Raw genomic sequence first — 19,526 nt, 5'->3', positions numbered from 1 at the left:
AGATGTTTGTTTTCAAGTGTCGTGGCTAGCGGCGCCGGTGCGCTGTCGCACCAACTGTGTTCTGGGACTTGACATCACCGACACCCGGCGACGCACCTCGGCCGAGCGCAGCGCGGACCGGAACAACGGTCCGACGACACCGGCCAGCTGATCGGGGCGCGCGATCGTCGCGTGCGCAGCGCTGCCGAACACCCGGCGCAGCGATGGCACGTCGGTCCCCGCGCCGACGGTCAGGCACACGCAGCCGGTCCCCCGCCGGCGCGCCTCGGTCAGCGCACGGCGCGCGTCCGCGGCGCCGTAGGCGCGCTCGTATCCGTGGTCGTAGGCGAGGCCGTCGGACACCACCACCAGCAGCCGGCGCGACGTCCCCCCGCGACCCTCCAGGACCGCCGAACCGTGCCGGATCGCCGCGCCGAGCCGCGAGTACGCGCCGGGTTCCAGGCCGTTGAGCCGCCGGAGAACCAGGGCGTTCAGCTGGTCGTCGAACCGCTTCACGGGCACCATGCTCACCGCCCGCCGGCCCTGCGAGTAGTAGGCGTAGAGCGAGACGCGGTCGCCCAGGTCGTGCAGGGCCACGGTGAGGTTGGCGACCGCGGCGCGCTGTTGCTCGTGGACCGTCCGCCCGACCGTTCCCGGTTCGCCCGCCGACCCCGACACGTCGAGCAGCAGCAGCACCGACAGGTCACGCCGGCGCCGCAGGCTGTCCAGGTACACCGCCTCGTCGGGCACCGCGCCGGCCCGCACTTCGACCCGGGCTTCGACGGCGGCATCGATGTCGATGTCGTCGCCTTGCGACTGCCGGTGCCGGCGGTGCAACCCCATGCCGAGCCGCGAAAGTGGCCGGCGCACACCGATTGCGTCGTCGATGGCCTGTGTCGCGGACGCTTTGATCGTCGGCTCGACCTCACGCACGGTGCACCACGCGTGCCGGTAGCTCTTGCGCGCCACATCCCATTCCGGATACCGCACGCCGTCCGCGACGGGGTCCTGCTCGTTCCCCTCGTCGCCGGGGGCCGAGGCCAGCGACGCCACGGCGTAGGCGCCGCGCTTGGTGGAGTTGGTGCGATGCGTCGGGCTGTCCGCGCCGGGCGGACCCCCGCCGCTCCCGGTCTTGCGCGCCGAGGAGAGCATCTTTTTCAGCCATTTGCCGATGAAGCCGCCCCCGCCCACCGGGCTGGTGAACAAGTCCGGGTCGTCGGAATCGTCGACCTCACCGTCGTCGAGCTCCTCGAGTTCCGGCTTCTGGCTGCGCGAACTTCGCGGAACGTGTTGGGGCTCAGCCTGATTCTGTTGCGTGGCCACCCTTGAGGCCGCCACCACCTTCCCCGCACGGATCACGCCGAATTCCGGTGCCGGGTCCTGAATGGCTCCCCGCGCGGAGGCGATGCGCAGCGACGCGGCGGGCGAGTCACTGCGGCCGGCGACGCCGCGATCACCTACCGACGCCAGGACGCCCGGCAGCACGTCGGCGTTACTCATCAGTGCGCGATGACCCTCCACCGCCAGATAGCGTCTGGCCAGTCGCGGGTGGCGTACCAGGGGCCGCACCACGTCGGGATCCAGACTGCCGGCCGCGATCATCGAGGCCTGCACCGCAACCGATGCGAGCCGCGCGCGGTCTGGCGCGACCGGGTCGACGTAGATCGTCTGGCCGTCCGTCCACGGCGATTCACCCGGCTGCAATTCGGCGACGGCCACCGCCCGCCCCGCCAGCGCCGAGGCGAGCATGCCGAGCCCGTGCACCCGGTCGCCACGCCCGTCGTCCGCCACGCCCGACCTCCGAACCGATCGTTGACCAAATATCTGTTCCACCGTAAAGTCCGCCGTGGGCGCAGTCAATCGCGTCACGCGCGCGGACACGAGTTAGTCGGGAGCACATCATGATTGACTTCACCGGCCAGGTAGCGGTGGTCACCGGCGCCGGCCGCGGGCTCGGTCGGCTGTACGCGCTCGACCTGGCCCGCCGCGGCGCCGCGGTGGTGGTCAACGACCTGGGCGGCGGAATGCGCGGCCTTGCACACGAAGCCGCAGACTCGAGCGTGGCCGACGAGGTGGTCGACGAGATCACGACAGCGGGGGGCCGGGCGATCGCCTCGTACGATTCCGTGGACACCCCCGCCGGCGGCCAGGCGATCGTCGACGCGGCCGTGGATGCCTTCGGGCGCCTGGACGCGGTGATCAGCAACGCCGGCATCTTCGGCAGCGTGCCCTTTGAGGATCTGTCGCACGACGACTGGACGCGCATGCTGCGCGTGCATCTCGACGGCGGCTTTCATCTGTCCCAGCCCGCGTATCGCGTGATGAAGAAGAACAGGGGCGGCCGCTTCGTGTTCATCTCGTCGTCCGCCGGGCTCTTCGGGCAGCCGATGGAGGCGCACTACGCCGCGGCCAAGGCCGGGCTGGTGGGGTTGACGAACGTCATCGCGATCGAAGGCGAGGCGCACGGGATCCTCGCCAATTCCGTGCTGCCGACCGGCTTCTCGCGCATGGTCACCGAAACCGTCGGCGACGAGAAATTCCTCGCCGAATCCGGCTTCATGCAGGCCATCAGGCCCGAACTCGTCGTGCCCCTGGTGACGTTTCTCGCCAGCACCGCCTGCACCTTCACCCACCGCAACTACTCGGCCTCCGCCGGCCGCTACGCGCGGGTGTTCGTCGGCCTTGCCGAGGGATGGCTCGCCGACGCCGGCGGCCGCCCCACCGCCGAGGACATCGAGCAACATCTCGCGCAGATCTCGTCGACGGAGAAGTTCAGCGTGCCCGCCTCGATCGTCGACGAGGTGCTCGAAGTGTGCGAGCGGCGCGGCGTCAGCCCGATGCCGGGCGGGACCGACATCGAATTCCCCGCACCCCAACAGCACGGGAGCTGATCGTGGAGGACGAATTGCGCCAACAGGTCCGGTGGCTGGCCGACCGCGCGGCGATCTACGACTGCATGCAGCGCTACGCCCGCGGGATCGACCGGCAGGATCGTGGGCTGCTGCGGTCGGCCTACCACGACGGCGCCGTCGACGACCACGTCGGATTCGTGGGCGAGGTGGACGATTTCATCGACTGGGCGCTGGCCTATCACGGTAGCCAGACGCGGTACCAGCACTATCTGCTCAACCACACCGCCGACATCGACGGCGACGAAGCCCACGCCGAGACCTACTACCTGTTCGTCGGGACCGACCGCGAACCGGCAAACCACATGACGGTCTCCGGCGGTCGTTATGTCGACCGGCTGCAGCGGCGCGACGGGCGGTGGGCCATCGTCGATCGGGTCTGTCTGGTGGAGTTCATCGACGAATCGCAGTCGCTGCTCACCGACGCAGCCATCGCGATGGTCCCGGGTGCGCGCACGCCCCGCCACGACGCGAGCGATGCCTCCTACGATCGCCCGCTGGCCGCGTCGCGCGCGCCGGACGTCGTCATTGACCAAGCATCGGCTCAACCGTAGAGTCCGGCTTGGTCGCAAGGGACGCATAAGAGGCCAAAGAAAAAGGCAACGTGGACTTTTCATACCCGGCGGATGTGGAACGGTTCCGCCTCGAGCTGCGTGGCTGGCTGGCGGAAAACCTGACCGACGAGCTGGTGGCCGCGCGCCGGCCCACCGGGCGCGACGACGCCGCGTTCGAGAAGCTGCGCGTGTGGAACGCGACGATGGCCGACGCGGGATGGGCCGCGGTGTCGTGGCCGCGTGAGTACGGCGGGCGCGGCGCGACGGTGCTCGAGCAACTGGTCTACACCGAGGAAACCACCCGCGCCCGAGCGCCCGTGCCGCTCAACGTCATTGGGCTGAACAACATCGCGCCGGCGATCATGCAATACGGCACCGAGTCCCAGAAGCGCACCCTGCTCCCGCGCATGATGCGCGCCGACGACATCTGGTGTCAGGGCATGTCGGAACCCGAGGCGGGCTCGGACCTCGCGGCGTTGCGCACCCGCGCCGTGCGTGACGGCGACGACTTCATCGTCAACGGCCAGAAGATCTGGACGTCGCTGGGACATCGGGCCGACTGGTGCCAGCTCTACGTGCGCACCGATCCCGACGCTCCCAAGCACAAGGGGATCTCCTGCCTGATCGTCGACATGACCCTGCCCGGCATCGAGGCACGCCCGCTGGTCACGCTCAACGGCGACGCCGACTTCGCCGAGGTGTTCTTTCACGACGTGCGGGTGCCGGCGGACGCCTTGCTCGGGCCACTCAATGCCGGCTGGCAGGTGGCCACCACCACGCTCAGCCACGAGCGTGCCGGGGCCGCCCGGTTGTACGCCGAGATGCAGGTGCGGCTCGAAGAGCTGGTGGACGATCTCGCCGCGGCGGACACCGGCGCGCTGGACGACCCTGTCACCCTGCGGCGCCTCGGCGAAATCGCCGTCCGCATCAAGTATCTCGAAGTCCTGTGTCAACGATCGATCTCGGCCACGATGCACGGCGGTTCGGAAAAAACAGCATTGGGGTCCGCCAGCCTCGCCAAGACCGTGTGGGGCGAGATCGGACAGGACCTGGCCGCCCTGGCCTATGACGCACTGGGCAGCCGCGACGCCGGTGCCCCGTGGGCGGACTACCGCCTGACGTCGCGCGCGCTGACCATCGCGGGCGGCACCAGCCAGATCAACAAGAACATCACCGCCCAACGGGTACTGGGGCTGCCGCGAAAATGAACCTCGAACTCAGCGACGAGCAGGCAGCGCTGCGCGACACCACGCGGCACTTCCTCGCCGAAAAGGCCTCCGTCTCCGACCACGTGCGCCCGCTACTCGACGACCCGACCGGCACCGATGAGTCGGTGTGGCGCGGCCTGGCCGGTCTCGGCGTCACCGGTCTGCTGGTGCCGGAGGACTGCGGCGGCTCCGGCATGACGATGGTCGAGGCCGGCATCGTCGCCGAAGAGCTGGGGGCCGCACTGCATCCGGGACCGTGGTTGTCGACCGCGGTGGCCGCCCCACGGGCGCTGAACCTGTTGGGCGCCAACGACACCGCCGCAGAACTGCTGCGCGGTATCGCGGACGGCACCACGATCACCGCCGTCTGCTTCCTGGACCTCGGCAACGCGTCCGTCACCGCCAGCCGCCGCGACGACGGTGTGGCCCTCCGCGGCGAGGCCACCGGCGTACCCGATGCCGCCGCCGCCGACGAGCTGCTCGTGCTCGCCGACGCTGCCGGCGACACCGGGCTTTTCGCGGTGCGAAACGGCTCGCCCGGGGTGTCAATTGCGGCTCAGCCCGGCATCGACCCGACCCGCAAGCAGTTTCGCGTCTCGTTCGACGCCGCCCCCGCCCGGCGCCTGGCCCCGGTGTCTGCGCACCAGATCGCCGCGGTGATCGACGACGTGCTGATCGCGTCCGCCGCCGACGCCCTCGGCGCCGCGCGCGCAGTCATGGACCTCGCCGTCGGATACGCAAAAGCCCGAACGCAATTCGGTCAACCGATCGGCTCGTTCCAGGCGATCCAGCACCTGTGCGTCGACATGTACGAGACCGTCGAGCTGGCCCGCAGCGGGGTGATCCACGCCCTGTGGGCCAGCGACGCGCACCCCGGCGCCGACGACGGCGAGCGGCATCTTGCCGCGCTGCGGGCCAAGGCGTTCGCCGGGCGGCTGGCGACCGTGGCCGACACCGCCATCCAGGTGTTCGGCGGGATCGGCTACACCTGGGAACACGACGCTCACCTCTATCTCAAGCGCTTGCTGGGCTGGAGCGCGTTTCTCGGCGGGCCCGACCGGTACCTCACCGAAATCGGTGCGCGCCTTGCGAAGAGAGGCCATCACTGATGGAGATCGACTATCTGCTCACCGCAACCCCGTCGGCGCGGAAGTCGCTCGACCTGGACGCCGACGTCGATCTCGGCGACATCCGCGAGTGCCTCCGGATCGGCCTGCAGGCCGCGAACGGGTCCAACGCGCAGTCATGGCGCTGGCTGGTGATCGCCGACCCGGCGCTGCGCGCCAAGATCGCCGAGCTGTATCGCGAGGCCTACCTGCGGCGGGTCGGCGGGCAGCTGCTTGCCGATCTCATGTCGGCGGGAACACCCGAGAGCCGGGTCATGTCGTCCACGGAGTGGCTCGTGGAGAACATGGCGCGCGTGCCGCTGCTGGTGATCCCCTGCTATGAGGCCTACGTGCCGCGCATCGACGGTGACGAATCGTTCCACCTGGCAACGCTGTACGGTTCGATCTTCCCGCCGGTGTGGAATTTTCAGCTGGCCCTGCACACCCGCGGATACGGCACCTGCATCACGACCCTGCACCTGCACCACGAGGAAGAAGTCCGAAAGTTGCTCGGGATTCCGCAAACCTACGTTCAGGGCTGCCTGCTGCCGGTGGGCCGCCTGCGCGCGGGCCGCACCTTCCGCCCGGCCCCGCGGCGCCCGGTCGAGGACGTGGTCGCGCGCGACCGCTGGGATGGCCCGGCGCTCTAGAATGGGGTTTTCGCCGCTTGTGCAGCGCATTCATCGGGGCCCGTCTGATAGCCTCTAACAAAGATTTGGTTCGGCACGAGAGGACGAATGCGCATGCTCGCCACTCCGCACTCGTCCCGGCTCCCACACCGCTGATCATGGCGAAAGCCGAGTCACTGCGGTCCGGCGGAACCACCGATTCCCCGACGCGCCGCGCCGAGATCCTTGCCACGGCGGCATCACTGATCGCGTCCTCCGGTTTGCGGACCTCGCTACAGGAAATCGCCGATGCCGCAGGCATTCTTCCCGGCAGCCTGTATCACCACTTCGAGTCCAAAGAGTCGATCCTCGTCGAGCTGATCCGGCGCTATCAAGACGATCTGGAACGGATCGGCCGGTCCGCGCAGGCGAAGCTGGACGAACCGGACTCCCGTCCGGTCGCCGAACAGATCATCGAGCTCGGAGCGGCGATCGCCAACTGCGCCGTCGAACACCGCGCCGCCCTGCAGATGTCCTTCTACGAGGGGCCGAGCACGGATCCTGAGCTGATCAAGCTGACGCAGCAGCGGCCCGTCGCGATTCAGGAGGCGATGCTGCAAACGCTGCGCGCCGGCCGCTGGAGCGGCTACATCAAACCCGACATCGACCTGCCCACGCTGGCCGACCGCATCTGCCAAACCATGTTGCAGGTCGGCCTCGACGTCATGCGCCACAAATCTCCCGGGGATCAGGTGGCCGGCCTGCTGTGCCGAATTATCCTGCAGGGGTTGGCAACTCGCTCCCCGGCCGACGCCGCGCTGGACCGCTCGAAGGCCTTCGCCGCCGCCGACGACGTCATCGCCACCTGGTCCGACGACAGCGACGCCGACCCCAGCGACAAGGCGGCACTCGTGCGTGCGGTGGCGCGAACGGAATTCGGACGCAGGGGTTATGAGGTCACCACCATCAGGGACATCGCGTCGGCCGCCGGGCTTGGCACCGGGACCGTGTACCGGGTGATCGGATCCAAGGACGAGCTGCTCGCCTCGATCATGGAGTCCTTCGGCAAGAAGGTGGAGGCGGGCTGGGTGAACGTCCTGCGCTCGGATGCCACCCCGATCGAAAAGCTGGACGCGCTGAGTTGGGTCAACGTCAACGCGCTCGACCGGTTTTCCGACGAGTTCAGGATCCAGCTCGCCTGGATGCGTCAATCGCCCCCGGACACGCCCAACCCGGGCTGGCTGTACGCCACGCGGCTGCGGCAAATGAAAACGCTGCTTTCCGAGGGGATCCGGTCCGGGGAGATCGGCGTCGACGCGCCGTCCACCGCGATGTTGGCACGCTGCGTGGTCGGCCTGCAGTGGATACCGGAGAACATCCTCCGAGACGTCGGCAAACGCGCGGGACTGGTGCACGCCCGCGACACCGTGCTGCGCGGCGTCGCCGTGCGCGGCAAGTAAACCGCAATAACCCGCCCCGGTATTGAACCAAATAACTGTTACCCATACAGTTGAGCAGTTAGAACCGCGTTGGCATTATCCGAGAAGGGGATTTCCATGACCATTGTCGATCGGTTGCGCTACGACGGCAAGCGCGCTCTGGTGGTCGGCGGCGCGACTGGCATGGGCGCCGCCGCGGCCAAGTCAGCGGCCGAACTGGGCGCCGAAGTGATCGTGATGGACTACGCGCCGGTGGACTACAAGGTCGCCCAGTCCGTCCAGGTAGACCTGCGCGACCCCGCGTCCATCGATTCCGCCCTCGAGCAGGTCGACGGCCCCATCCACGCGGTGTTCTCCGCCGCCGGCGTCGCCGACGGAACGATCGACCTGATGAAGATCAACTTCATCGGCCACCGCCACCTGATCGACCGCCTGCTGGAAAAGGACCAACTGCCCAACGGCTCGGCCATCTGCTTCATCTCCTCGGTCGCGGGCATGGGCTGGGAGAACGACCTGGACCTGATGCTGGAATTCCTGGCCACCCCGGACTTCGCGGCGGCCGAGGCGTGGTGCCAGGCGCACGAGGCCGAAGGGATCAACCACTACGGCACCAGCAAGAAGGTGATCAACACCTACGTGGCGACCCAGGGCTACCCGTTGGCGAAGAAGGGCATTCGCATCAACGCGATCTGCCCCGGCCCGACCGACACCCCGCTGGCCCAGGCCAACGCCGACCTGTGGCTGTCCTTCGCCCAGGACTACCGCGACGAGACCGGCTCCAAGGTGCACACGCCCGAGCAGATGGGCGACGTGATGGCCTTCCTCAACAGCGAGGCGGCCTGCGGCGTCAGCGGGATCACCCTGCTGGTGGACTCGGGCCACACCATGGCCTCGATGACCGGTGCCTACGCGCCGGGCAAGCCGATCATCGACATCATCATGGGCAAGGTGAAGCTCTAACCTTTCTCCCGCGAGACAGTAACCGCCTACCGCTCTACCCGGCGTTCGCGTCGGGAGTTCCAGACTCGCGGGAAGTAGCGTGGGGGCATGGCTCGCATCGCCCTCATCGGCGGCCACGGCAAGGTCGCCCTGCAACTGGCCCAGATCCTGACCGAACGCGGCGACGATGTGAGCTCGGTCTTCCGCAACCCGGACCACGCCGGCGATGTCGCCGCCACCGGCGCCAAACCCGTGACGGCCGACATCGAGCGGCTCGACACCGACGCCCTGGCCGGCCTGCTGGCCGGGCATGACGCGGTGGTGTTCTCCGCCGGGGCCGGCGGCGGCAACCCGGCACGGACCTATGCCGTCGACCGCGACGCGGCCATCCGGGTGATCGATGCCGCTGCCCAGGCGGGTGTCACGCGGTTCGTGATGGTGTCCTATTTCGGCGCGGGCCCGGGTCATGGTGTGCCGCAAGATGATCCGTTCTTCGCCTACGCGGAGGCCAAGGCGGCCGCGGACGCCCACCTGCGCGCCAGCGACTTGGACTGGACGGTGCTGGGCCCGGGCCGGCTCACCCTCGAGCCGGCGACCGGGCGCATCGCGCTGGACAAGGGCAAGGGCTCGGTTTCGCGCGCCGACGTCGCGCAGGTCGCCGCCGCCGCGCTGGCGGACGACTCCACGATCGGTCGCACCATCGAGTTCAACAACGGCGACGTCCCGATCGCCCAGGCACTGGCTCGCTGACCCCGTCACCAGCGGAGTAAGCTGCGCTACGCAGCTGGTCTGCCGTCACCGCACAACGCGGCGTCGGCATCGAGCGAGACATGTTAGACATGCTTCGCAAGAGGGAACCCGGTGGGAGTCCGGGACTGTCCCGCAGCGGTATGCAGGAACGACCGCCGTCACGAGCACTGGTCTGGCGAAAAGACTGGGAAGCGACGGCCATTAGGAACTGCCCGGCTCCTCAGCGGCCGGGCGTGAGCACCACCCGGTGCGCGCCTGCGAGTCCGAAGACCTGCCAGCTGTGCCGGACGCGCCGCGTCCGGCGGGCTCATCGCCTCGTGGAATGGGCGTTTGACCGTAACCGTTAGTGGTAAGTGCCTGAAAGAAAATCGGGCACGCACCGCGAGACGGTTCGGCCTCGCGTCCGCCGGCGGTGACCAGACCGTTGATAAAAGGACGAAAAACGTGACCACTCAACCATTCACCGCCACGGTTACCGGCTCGCCGCGCATCGGCCCGAAACGCGAACTCAAGCGCGCCACCGAGGGCTACTGGGCCGGCCGCACCAGCAGATCGGAACTGGAATCCGTCGCCGCGACACTGCGCCGCGACACCTGGGCGAGCCTGGCGGCCGCGGGCCTGGACTCGGTGCCCGTGAACACCTTCTCCTACTACGACCAGATGCTGGACACCGCGGTGATGCTCGACGCGCTGCCGGCCCGGGCCACGCAGGTCTCCGACGACCTCGACCGCTACTTCGCCGCCGCGCGCGGCAATTCCGACGTCGCGCCGCTGGAAATGACCAAGTGGTTCGACACCAACTACCACTACATCGTTCCCGAGATCGCCCCCGCCACGAAATTCGCGCTGAACCCCGACAAGGTGCTCTCGGAGCTGAAAGAGGCACTGGCACAGGGCATTCCCGCGCGGCCGGTCGTCATCGGGCCGATCACCTTCCTGCTGCTCAGCAAAGGCGTCGACGGCGCGGGCGCACCCATCGAACGACTCGAGGAACTGGTGGGAATCTATTCCGAACTGCTGTCGCTGCTCGCCGACAACGGCGCGCAGTGGGTGCAGCTCGACGAGCCGGCGCTGGTGACCGACGCCTCCCCCGACGCGCCCGCGTTGGCCGAGGCCGTCTACAACAAGCTCGGCGCGGTCAGCAACCGACCGTCGATCTACGTCGCCACCTACTTCGGCGACCCCGGCGCGGCGTTGGCAGGTCTGGCCCGCACGCCCGTCGAGGCGATCGGCGTCGACCTGGTCTACGGTCCCGACACGGCCGTCGCTGCGGTACCCGAACTAGCCGACAAGGTACTGGTGGCCGGCGTCGTCGACGGACGCAACATCTGGCGCACCGACCTGCAGGCGGCGCTGGACAAACTGGCGAGCCTGCTGGGTTCGGCTGCCGCGGTTGCCGTCTCGACGTCCTGCTCGACGCTGCACGTCCCGTATTCGTTGGAGCCGGAAACCGGACTCGACGAGGCGCTGCGCAGCTGGCTGGCCTTCGGACAGGAGAAGGTCGGCGAGGTGGTGGCGCTCGCCCGCGCGCTGCGCGAGGGGCGCGAGGCGGTCGCCGACGAGATCGCGGCGTCGAACGCCGCGGTGGCCTCCCGCAAGAGCGATCCGCGCCTGCACAACGACCGCATCCGTGCCCGCATCGACTCGATCGTGGCCTCCGGCGCACACCGCGGTGACGCGGCGAGGCGCCGGGCCAGCCAGGACGAGCGGCTGCAGCTGCCGCCGCTGCCGACGACGACGATCGGGTCGTTTCCGCAGACCGTTCAGATCCGCAAGGCCCGCGCGGCGCTGGTCGCCGGCGAGATCGACGCGGCCGAGTACGAAAAGCGGATGAAGCAGGAGATCGCCGACGTCATCAAGCTGCAGGAGAACCTCGGGATCGACGTGCTGGTGCACGGCGAGCCCGAGCGCAACGACATGGTGCAGTACTTCGCCGAGCAGCTGGAGGGCTTTTTCGCCACCAAGAACGGCTGGGTGCAGTCCTACGGCAGCCGCTGCGTGCGCCCGCCGATCCTCTACGGCGACGTGATCCGCCAGCACCCGATGACGGTGGAGTGGGCCAAGTACGCGCAGTCACTGACCGACAAGCCGGTGAAGGGCATGCTGACGGGTCCGGTCACGATCCTGGCGTGGTCGTTCGTGCGCGACGACCAGCCGCTGGCCGACACCGCCAACCAGGTGGCGCTCGCGATTCGCGACGAGACCGTGGACCTGCAGTCCGCAGGTATCGCGGTGATCCAGGTCGACGAGCCGGCGCTGCGTGAGCTGCTGCCGCTGCGTCGCGCCGACCAGGACGACTACTTGCGTTGGGCCGTAGGGGCTTTCCGGTTGGCCACGTCGGGTGTCGCGGACTCCACGCAGATCCACACCCACCTGTGCTACTCGGAATTCGGTGATGTGATCGGCGCGATCGCCGATCTGGATGCCGACGTGACGTCGATCGAGGCGGCACGCTCACACATGGAGGTGCTCGACGACCTCAACGCGATCGGCTTCTCCAACAGCGTCGGACCGGGCGTCTACGACATCCACTCGCCCCGGGTGCCGAGCACCGAGGAGATGGCCGAGTCGCTGCGCGCGGCGCTGCGAGCCGTTCCGGCCGAACGGCTTTGGGTCAACCCCGACTGCGGACTGAAGACCCGCAACTCCGACGAGGTGACCGCGTCGCTGAAGAACATGGTCGCCGCCGCGCAGGAAGTGCGCGCGGGGGTCTGAGGCCTCGCGGGCGTAACGCCACGGCGGTTTCCGGCGGGAAATGTCGCCGTGGCGTTACAACCGCGCCTACCCCGACACCACCTCGACGGGAACGTCGTCGGCCCAGGGCTGGCGGGTGACCATGTCGGCGACCCGGACGATGCCGCGCTCGAACTCACCGGTCGCGGCGTCGACCAACCGATACGCCTGCGTCTGCTTGTGAATCGGTTGCGCGTCAAGCAGAACCACGCGGACCTCGCCCGGTTCGAAGTGGCAGCGCTCCTGCAGCGCGCTGATCAGCTGCTCGTTGTGCATGTGGCCGTCGCCGAAGTTCCAGCCGATCGCGGTGCTGCAGATCCGCTCGCCGTCGGTGAGGACGTAGTCGTCCTCGTTCTGGCCGGCCATGGCGCGGTGCGCCAGCGTGAACAGCGCCCGGCCGTGAGTGTTGAAGCCGCGGAACGCATATCCCATGTAGAGCGGGATCTGCGCCGCCTCCGGGCTGCCGTAGAACCGTTCCAGCTGGGCCTGCGGCATGCTGGCGATCGCCACGATGCCCCTGCCGATCTTGTCGTTGGCGGACGGCTTGATGCACCACAGCGTGGTGTCCCAGTTGCCCGCGTAGTACCGCATCCCGGGCAGAAACGAGATCTTGCGCGGAAACATGTTGCCCAGCAGAACGATTCCCGCGATCACGACAAACAGGATCGCCACCACCACCGGGTGCTTGAGGTCCGCGAGACCGAGCTGGGTGTGGGCGACGAACAGCGACAGCACCCCGAAGATCATGAAGACGTTCCACTCCAGGGGCACGCCCATCGGGATCGAGACGAGGATGCCGAGGTGGAAGCACACCATCACCACCGCGGCCACCGTGACGGGCCAGCCGCCGTGACAGAAGAACAGCGGCAGCGGCACCAGCATCTCGATGGCGGTGCTCAGGTGCGCCAGCCACCGCGACAGCCACCCCGGCCGCAGGTCGTCCGGGAACTTCTCGAAGAAGCGCCGTTTCAGCCAGCGCGGCCGCACCAGCGGATTGTTCGACATCATCGTGGAGATCACGAACGGAAAGTGTTTGTTGAGTTTGGATGTCGCCGCGCCCATCCAGATCACCAGGAACACCACCTTGGACCCGACGATCATGTCGGGCGCGGCGAACAGGAACGTCACGGCCATCGTCGCGTAGACCTCACCACGCGCGGCCAGGAAGATCACCTTGTCGCGCAGGCCGAGCACCGCGAGCAGCAGCAGGATCAGCACGACCTTCCATGCGGGCAGCAGCCCGATGGTCGTGCCCAGTTCGGGGATCGGCCCGGTGCCGTCGGCGAACAGCGCCGCGAACGTCACCAGAAGGAACAGCGCATACAGGGCCACGTCGATCGGTTTGCGCTTGGTGCCCTTGGTCAGTGGCACGCGGTCCGGCCAGGGTGGCAGCCGGATGGTGCCGAAGCGCATCCAGTACAGGACCGAACCCATCGGCGGGAAGAACCGGTTGTTCAGCGGGCCGAAGCCGCAGCCCAATCCGATCACCTCGAACAGCATCGTGTAGAGCACGACCTTCTCGAACACGATCGGCTCCGACCACCACGACGCGACCTGTGTGAACCCGCCGAGGCCGCGGGTGGCCGAGGCGAACACCCACGCGCCGAGGATGTAGAGCAGGATTTTGACGACGTAGAACAGGTGCAGCGCGACCGGCGTGCCGAAGCCGACCTCGGCCCAGTGCTTGGCCATCGGGCGGATCTTGTCGCTGCGGCTGCCCTTGTTCCATTCGGCCATGTCGAGCCGCGGTAGCTCGGGCTTCAGAAATCCCATGGTTCCACAGACTAGAACGTGTTCTAGGTAGGTGGCACGCGTTGGGCCCGAACTAGGCGGGCAAGTTTCTCACCGGGCCGGCCGGTATTTCACGCCGGCGCGCCGCCCGGGCCGGGGCGCCCTGGACGATCAGGGCGCGGACCTGATTCTCGGCGGCACTGCCTGCGACGAACAACATTTCGTCGCCGGCCTCGAGCACGTCGTCGGGCTGCGGCAAGATGACGCTGCCGGCGCGCAGCACGGTGATCAACGCGGCGTTGTCGGGCAGCGGCAGGTCACTAATCCGGCGGCCGACAAGCGGGTTGTCCACCGGCAGCGTCAGTTTCGACAGGCCGACCTGACCGCGCGCGAGCCCCATCAGCTGCACGAGGTGGCCGACGTCGATGGCCCCCTCGACCCCGGCCACCATGGCGCGGGGCGTGGAGACCGCCACGTCGATGCCCCACGCCTCGGTGAACAGCCACTCGTTTCTCAAATCGTTGACGCGCGCCACCACTCGAGCGACCCCGAACTCGGCCTTGGCCAACAACGCCGCCGCGAGGTTCACCTTGTCGTCGCCGGTTGCCGCGATGACGACATCGCACAGCTGCAGTCCCGACTCTTGGAGCGACGCCAGCTCGCACGCGTCGGCGAGTAACCACTCCGCGTCGGGCACCGTCTGCGGTACGTAATGGTCGACGTTGCGCTCGATCAGCAAGACCCGGTGACCGGCCTCGAGTAGCTCGAGTGCGACCGAACGACCGACCGCGCCCGCGCCGGCGATCCCGATGCGCACTATCCACTCTCCTGACGGCTGGTCGGCGTGTACCCCAGCTAGTCATTAGTGTTACTAGTGATTCACTTGCACACAACCCGACTTCGCTGGCCTGAGCCGCGACCGAACGGCGATGAACAACATGACCTTGCAGCAGCTATACGTGACGCTGCTGGTCGGGGGCCTCGTGCTGCTGGCCAGCATCGTCGCCACCCGGGCGGCCGCCAAAGTGGGGTTGCCCAGCCTACTGCTGTTCCTCGCGGTCGGTGTCGCCCTCGGCAACGACGGGCTGGGGCTGGAATTCAACGACGTCCAGCTCGCCAGCGACCTCGGCACGACGGCGCTGGCCGTCATTCTGGTCGAAGGCGGATTGACGACGCGGTTCGCCGACATCCGCAAGCTGCTGGCACCCGCGGGTGTGCTGGCCACCCTCGGGGTGGGCATCAGCATGGTGATCACCGCCGCGGGCGCGCACCTGCTGCTCGGCATCAACTGGCAGCTCTCGTTGTTGCTCGGGGCGATCGTTTCGCCCACCGATGCCGCCGCGGTGTTCTCGGTCCTGCGCGTCCTACCGCTGCCCAGGCGCCTCGCCGGTCTTCTTGAGGCCGAGTCCGGATTCAACGACGCGCCCGCCGCGATTCTCGTGCTCATGTTCAGCACGAGCCCCCTGACGCTGGCGCCGGGAACCGCCGCGACTGGCGTGGTGTACGAGCTGGTCGTGGGCGTCGCGGTCGGCCTGTTCAGCGGCGTGCTGGGCGCCTTCGCGATGCGACGGGCGGCGCTGCCGGCCTCCGGCCTCTATCCGTTGGCGACATTCGCGCTGGGCATGGTGGCGTTCGCCGCGGCCGCCAGCGCCCACGCCAGCGGGTTCATCGCCGCGTATCTGTCGGCGGTGATATTGGCGAACTCCGGGTTGCCCCATCGCTCGGCCACCCGGTCCTTCGCGGAGGGGCTCGGCTGGCTGGCCCAGATCGGGCTGTTCGTGCTCCTCGGCCTGTTGGTGAGCCCGAGCCAATTGGGCAGCGAACTGATCCCGGCGATCGTCGTGGGCGGGGTGTTGCTGTTGCTCGGTCGGCCGCTCTCGGTCTTGATCTCCCTGGCCCCGTTTCGGGTGCCGTGGCGCGAGCAGGTGTTCCTCTCGTGGGCCGGGTTGCGCGGCGCGGTCCCCATTGTGCTGGCGACGTTTCCCATCGTCGAAGGGGTCGGGGACAGCTACCGGCTGCTCAACATCGTGTTCATTTTGGTCGTGGTGTTCACCCTGATCCAGGGCCCCGGATTGAGCCTGCTGGCGCACAGGATCGGGCTGATCTCGCGTGAAGCCACGAGGGAGATCCAGGTGGAAGCGGCGCCGCTGGACGTGTTGGAGGCCGAACTGTTGACGATGACGGTGTCGCCACCGTCGCGGCTGCACAACGTCTCGGTGCTCGAGTTGCGGCTACCGGACCCGGCCGTCATCACGCTCATCATCCGTAAGGGCCGCACCTTCGTCCCCCAGCCCCATACCCGCATCCAGGCCGGCGATGAGCTGCTGATCGTCACGACACCCAAGACGCGCGCCCCCACCGAGCGCAGGCTCCGCGCGGTGAGTCGCCGCGGCAAACTGGCGTACTGGTTCGACGAGTACGGCGAACCGGACTGATCTGCCGCCTGTATGGCCACGGTCGGCACATATGAGATCGGCCAGAGTTTCGCCCAGCGCCCAGCGCGCCGTCGCTAGAATTGAATCATTGTGTGGTTCAACGACGGAACCAGACCGCGACGGTCGCGCCCGGTCATTGCGATCGCCGCCATGGTGGTGTTGTTAGCCGCGGTCGTCGGATCCAGCCCGTCGCGCTCGGAGTCAGCGGGGTCCGGGCCTCCCGCGTCCGCGGCCCCGCATCCGGTGGTCGCCGCTATTGGCCACGACGACCACCCGGCTCCTGACCAGGGTTTGTCCGCCGAGTACCACAAGCCTCCCGCGACCGTGGCCGGACCTCATGGCCGGCAGGCGAATTCGCCGCGCTGGACGCCGGCGCCGCCGTGGTCACCGTCGCCGGCCTCATCCATGTCGAGTTGGCGAGCCGACGCCGTCAACTCGTGTGCACCCGGCACTTCCCTTGGCGCCCAAGATCTTTTGACCCGGCTCTGCGTCTCCAGACGCTGATCGGCCAGGACCGGCCGTCATGCCATGCCCGATGGCCGCTCAGGCGCATCGACGTTAACTCCTGCTGCTCACGCGCCACCGCACACCTGTCTCAATCGGCGGGTGTCCGCGCGGGACCTTCTATTTCAGGGAGAAATTTTGTCTACATTCTTGGTCGCGAAGACCCTCACAATTCTCGGTGGTGCCGCGCTGCTTGTCTCGGCGGTCGGATGCGACGACGGCGTCGTCGCGAGGTCAGCGAGCCCGCCGATCACCATGACGGCGGCTTCGTTCGGCGGGGTGCCGGCGCAACCGCTTCCGGCTTCGCCCGAAAGCCGCGCTGGCGGTGCGGGATTCACTGGCTGCATCATCGGCCTCAACTGCGGTTGCTTCCCTCGTCAAGGCAAGTGTGGACGGCAGCGGTCGCCACGGGTGGTACCTCCGCCCCCGCCGCCGGGCGAGTTCGGCAACAACGGTCCCGCCGACGACCGCCATGTGCCCGTGGTTCCGTGAGCCGCCGACCGCACCGTCGGCTCAGAAATCCGGGTGAACTCGCTGTCGCGGACGCCGCCGTCGGTGTAGTTTGCTGCTGGGGCGGGACTACGGTGAGGAGCCGGTCATGTCCGACGTCGATTATTGCGTGGTCGGAGCGGGATTCGCGGGCCTGACGGCCGCCTTGCGGCTCAAGCGGGCCGGCCGATCGGTGGCCTTGCTGGAGGCGCGCGACCGGGTCGGTGGGCGCACCTTCACCGAGACCCGCCCGGACGGGACGTGGATCGACCGCGGCGGCGCGTGGATCGGCCCGGGCCAGGACCGGATCTACGCGCTGATGAACGAGTTCGGCGTGCCGGAGTACAAGCAGCACAACGACGGCGACGCGATGATGATCGTCGGCGGCAAGAAGCACCGCTACGGCGGCACCATCCCCTGGACGATGAGCCCGTGGGCCGTCACCAACCTGGGCCTCGCCCTGATGTCGTTCGAGAGAATGTGCAAAGCGCTCCCGCGCGAAGCCCCTTGGGAGGCAACGCAAGCCGTCGCGTGGGACCGGATCAGCCTGGGCGAGTGGATCGAGAAGCACACGCTGTCCAAGGCGGCCCGGGAAATGCTGGACATGGCCCTGTCCGGCCTGTACACCTCGGCGGGATCCGAGACGTCGTTGCTGTGGGCGCTGCTGCAGACGGGATCGGCCGGCGGCCCGACGTTCGCCATTTCCGGCAAGGGCGGCTCCCAGGACGCCCGCCCGGTCGGCGGCATGGGCGCCATCTACCGACGGATCGCCGCCGAGCTCGGTGATGCGGTGCACCTGTCGCGGCCGGTCCGGCAGGTCGCGCAGGACGCCGACGGCGTCACCGTCAGCGCGGAGGGCATGACGGTGCGGGCGCGGCGGGTGATCGTGGCGATCCCGCTGGCGATCGCCACGTCGATCGCCTACGAACCGGCCCTGCCGGTGGATCGGGCGTTTCTGCACCAGCGCATGCCGAGCGGCGCGGTCGTCAAGATCTCGGTCGTCTACGACGAGCCCTTCTGGCGGGCCGACGGGCTGTCCGGCCAGTCGGCCGCGCCGGGATGCCCGGCGACGCTGACCATCGACGCCTGCACCGACACGGGCAACCCGGGGGTCATGTGCGTCATCAGCGAGGGGCCCGCGGCGCGACGGCTCGGCAGGCTCGGCGCGGCGGAACGCCAAGCGGTCATCATCGGCGAGCTGGTCGACCGCTTCGGGAGCAAGGCGAACGATTACCGCGAATTCCATGAACAGAACTGGACGGTGGAGCGCTATTCCGGCGGCGGCATGATCAGCCACGCGCCCACCGGCGTGCTGACCGAATTCGGTTACACCCTGCGCGAACCCTGCGGCCGCATCCACTGGGCCGGCACCGAGAGCTCGGCCGTCATGTGCGGGTGGGTCGACGGCGCGATCCGCTCCGGGGAGCGCGCCGCGGCCGAGGTGACCGCGGCCGACACGGCGACCGTGGCGGCCTCGAGCGTCGACTAGTTGCGCGCGTCGCCGGCGTGTCGGCCCAACAACTCGACGTTCGCCGCGGGGGCGCCGGGGCTAGCCGGCTTGCTTGGCCGGCGGCCGATAGAAGATGACCAGCTGGCCGATGGCACCGGCCAGGCCGAGCACCACCGAGATCAGCAGGCCGTGCCAGCCGTCCATCCAGTTCTTCCCGAAGACCAGGTAGTCCAGGCTGTACTTCCCGGCGCCCAGCGTGGCCACGACGACCGCGCTGACGGCCAGCACCAGGTTGTATTCCCAGCCCTCCTTGACGATGAAGAAGCCATTGGCGCGGTGCACGGTCCAGGCCGCGACCAGCATCAGCGAGACGAAGCCCGCGGCCGGGATGGGGGTGAGCAAGCCCGCCGCCAGGCCCAGGCCAGCGGCCATTTCCGTGGTCGCCGCCACCGTGGCGTGAAACTTTCCGGGTTTCATGCCGATGCTCTCGAACCACCGCGCGGTGCCCGGGATGCGGCCGCCGCCGAAGAACTTGTTGTAGCCATGCGCGGCCAACGTCACGCCCAACACCAGCCGCAGGATCAGTACTCCGACGTCATGGAACGTGTCATATGAAGTCATAACTGTAAACCTAGATCATGGGGCGGGTGGCAGGACAAGAGCCGCCGAGCAGCTACGGCGCTTTATCCGCT

At 68.3% G+C, this 19,526-nt stretch carries 15 protein-coding genes and 1 riboswitch; of the genes, 11 read left to right on the top strand and 4 right to left on the bottom strand.

Features of this window, described 5'->3' with window-relative positions; genetic code table 11:
* Positions 1–12: 12 nt before the first annotated feature.
* A complete protein-coding gene (locus K883_RS14795; RefSeq protein ID WP_231504877.1) occupies positions 13–1,728 on the bottom strand; it encodes a nitric oxide reductase activation protein NorD in 1,716 nt (571 codons plus the stop codon).
* A gap of 152 nt (positions 1,729–1,880) precedes the next feature.
* Here K883_RS14795 and K883_RS14790 point away from each other — a divergent pair, with 152 nt between their 5' ends.
* From K883_RS14790 to metE, 9 genes are all read left to right on the top strand, one after another.
* Complete coding sequence (locus K883_RS14790) at positions 1,881–2,870, top strand: SDR family NAD(P)-dependent oxidoreductase (RefSeq protein ID WP_008254438.1); 990 nt, start codon at positions 1,881–1,883, stop codon at positions 2,868–2,870.
* Between the two features lie 2 nt (positions 2,871–2,872).
* On the top strand, positions 2,873–3,442 hold the full coding sequence (locus K883_RS14785) for a nuclear transport factor 2 family protein (RefSeq protein ID WP_008254437.1): 570 nt from the start codon (positions 2,873–2,875) through the stop codon (positions 3,440–3,442).
* A gap of 50 nt (positions 3,443–3,492) precedes the next feature.
* Positions 3,493–4,650 carry an acyl-CoA dehydrogenase family protein gene (locus K883_RS14780; RefSeq protein WP_036454816.1) on the top strand — a complete coding sequence of 386 codons (1,158 nt, stop codon included), beginning with the start codon at positions 3,493–3,495 and terminating at the stop codon, positions 4,648–4,650.
* Entirely contained in the window at positions 4,647–5,759 is a 1,113-nt protein-coding gene (locus tag K883_RS14775; protein WP_020821875.1) for an acyl-CoA dehydrogenase family protein, read from the top strand. Before K883_RS14780 ends, K883_RS14775 begins: the two co-directional genes overlap by 4 nt.
* Complete coding sequence (locus tag K883_RS14770; RefSeq protein WP_020821874.1) at positions 5,759–6,406, top strand: nitroreductase family protein; 648 nt, start codon at positions 5,759–5,761, stop codon at positions 6,404–6,406. Before K883_RS14775 ends, K883_RS14770 begins: the two co-directional genes overlap by 1 nt.
* Before the next feature lie 137 nt (positions 6,407–6,543).
* Positions 6,544–7,824: a TetR/AcrR family transcriptional regulator gene (locus K883_RS14765; RefSeq protein WP_020821873.1), complete on the top strand. Its 1,281-nt coding sequence runs from the start codon at positions 6,544–6,546 to the stop codon at positions 7,822–7,824.
* A gap of 96 nt (positions 7,825–7,920) precedes the next feature.
* Positions 7,921–8,763: an SDR family oxidoreductase gene (locus tag K883_RS14760; RefSeq protein ID WP_008254428.1), complete on the top strand. Its 843-nt coding sequence runs from the start codon at positions 7,921–7,923 to the stop codon at positions 8,761–8,763.
* An 87-nt stretch (positions 8,764–8,850) separates the two neighbouring features.
* Positions 8,851–9,492 (top strand): SDR family oxidoreductase, encoded by a 642-nt coding sequence (locus tag K883_RS14755; RefSeq protein WP_020821872.1) that lies wholly within the window; start codon positions 8,851–8,853, stop codon positions 9,490–9,492.
* A 47-nt stretch (positions 9,493–9,539) separates the two neighbouring features.
* Positions 9,540–9,786: riboswitch (cobalamin riboswitch) on the top strand.
* A 150-nt stretch (positions 9,787–9,936) separates the two neighbouring features.
* On the top strand, positions 9,937–12,207 hold the full coding sequence (metE, locus tag K883_RS14750) for a 5-methyltetrahydropteroyltriglutamate--homocysteine S-methyltransferase (RefSeq protein WP_020821871.1): 2,271 nt from the start codon (positions 9,937–9,939) through the stop codon (positions 12,205–12,207).
* A 66-nt stretch (positions 12,208–12,273) separates the two neighbouring features.
* Here metE and K883_RS14745 read toward each other — a convergent pair whose 3' ends face one another.
* Both K883_RS14745 and K883_RS14740 read right to left on the bottom strand, forming a co-directional pair.
* Complete coding sequence (locus tag K883_RS14745) at positions 12,274–13,998, bottom strand: DUF3556 domain-containing protein (RefSeq protein ID WP_020821870.1); 1,725 nt, start codon at positions 13,996–13,998, stop codon at positions 12,274–12,276.
* Between the two features lie 52 nt (positions 13,999–14,050).
* Positions 14,051–14,773: a potassium channel family protein gene (locus K883_RS14740; RefSeq protein ID WP_009957546.1), complete on the bottom strand. Its 723-nt coding sequence runs from the start codon at positions 14,771–14,773 to the stop codon at positions 14,051–14,053.
* A 121-nt stretch (positions 14,774–14,894) separates the two neighbouring features.
* Between K883_RS14740 and K883_RS14735 the strand changes: the two genes are divergently transcribed.
* Together K883_RS14735 and K883_RS14730 are read left to right on the top strand one after the other, a co-directional pair.
* A complete protein-coding gene (locus K883_RS14735; RefSeq protein WP_008254417.1) occupies positions 14,895–16,391 on the top strand; it encodes a potassium/proton antiporter in 1,497 nt (498 codons plus the stop codon).
* A 1,102-nt stretch (positions 16,392–17,493) separates the two neighbouring features.
* Complete coding sequence (locus tag K883_RS14730; RefSeq protein WP_008254415.1) at positions 17,494–18,873, top strand: flavin monoamine oxidase family protein; 1,380 nt, start codon at positions 17,494–17,496, stop codon at positions 18,871–18,873.
* A gap of 60 nt (positions 18,874–18,933) precedes the next feature.
* Here the strand turns inward: K883_RS14730 and K883_RS14725 are convergent, their stop codons facing one another.
* Positions 18,934–19,455, bottom strand: coding sequence for a DoxX family protein (locus K883_RS14725; protein ID WP_008254413.1), 522 nt, complete (start codon positions 19,453–19,455; stop codon positions 18,934–18,936).
* Positions 19,456–19,526: the final 71 nt, after the last annotated feature.

It is taken from the genome of Mycobacterium sp. TKK-01-0059 (assembly GCF_000709305.1).
GTDB lineage: Bacteria > Actinomycetota > Actinomycetes > Mycobacteriales > Mycobacteriaceae > Mycobacterium > Mycobacterium intracellulare.
The sequence above is the reverse complement of the archived record's forward strand: the minus strand, read 5'-3'. Positions and strand labels throughout refer to the sequence as shown.

Coding starts and splice junctions, on each gene's coding strand:
- K883_RS14795 (WP_231504877.1), bottom strand. CDS start 1,728: ATGCTCGCCTCGGCGCTGGCGGGGCGGGCGGTGGCCGTCGCCGAATTG.
- K883_RS14790 (WP_008254438.1), top strand. CDS start 1,881: ATGATTGACTTCACCGGCCAGGTAGCGGTGGTCACCGGCGCCGGCCGC.
- K883_RS14775 (WP_020821875.1), top strand. CDS start 4,647: ATGAACCTCGAACTCAGCGACGAGCAGGCAGCGCTGCGCGACACCACG.
- K883_RS14770 (WP_020821874.1), top strand. CDS start 5,759: ATGGAGATCGACTATCTGCTCACCGCAACCCCGTCGGCGCGGAAGTCG.
- K883_RS14765 (WP_020821873.1), top strand. CDS start 6,544: ATGGCGAAAGCCGAGTCACTGCGGTCCGGCGGAACCACCGATTCCCCG.
- K883_RS14760 (WP_008254428.1), top strand. CDS start 7,921: ATGACCATTGTCGATCGGTTGCGCTACGACGGCAAGCGCGCTCTGGTG.
- K883_RS14755 (WP_020821872.1), top strand. CDS start 8,851: ATGGCTCGCATCGCCCTCATCGGCGGCCACGGCAAGGTCGCCCTGCAA.
- K883_RS14745 (WP_020821870.1), bottom strand. CDS start 13,998: ATGGGATTTCTGAAGCCCGAGCTACCGCGGCTCGACATGGCCGAATGG.
- K883_RS14735 (WP_008254417.1), top strand. CDS start 14,895: ATGACCTTGCAGCAGCTATACGTGACGCTGCTGGTCGGGGGCCTCGTG.
- K883_RS14730 (WP_008254415.1), top strand. CDS start 17,494: ATGTCCGACGTCGATTATTGCGTGGTCGGAGCGGGATTCGCGGGCCTG.
- K883_RS14725 (WP_008254413.1), bottom strand. CDS start 19,455: ATGACTTCATATGACACGTTCCATGACGTCGGAGTACTGATCCTGCGG.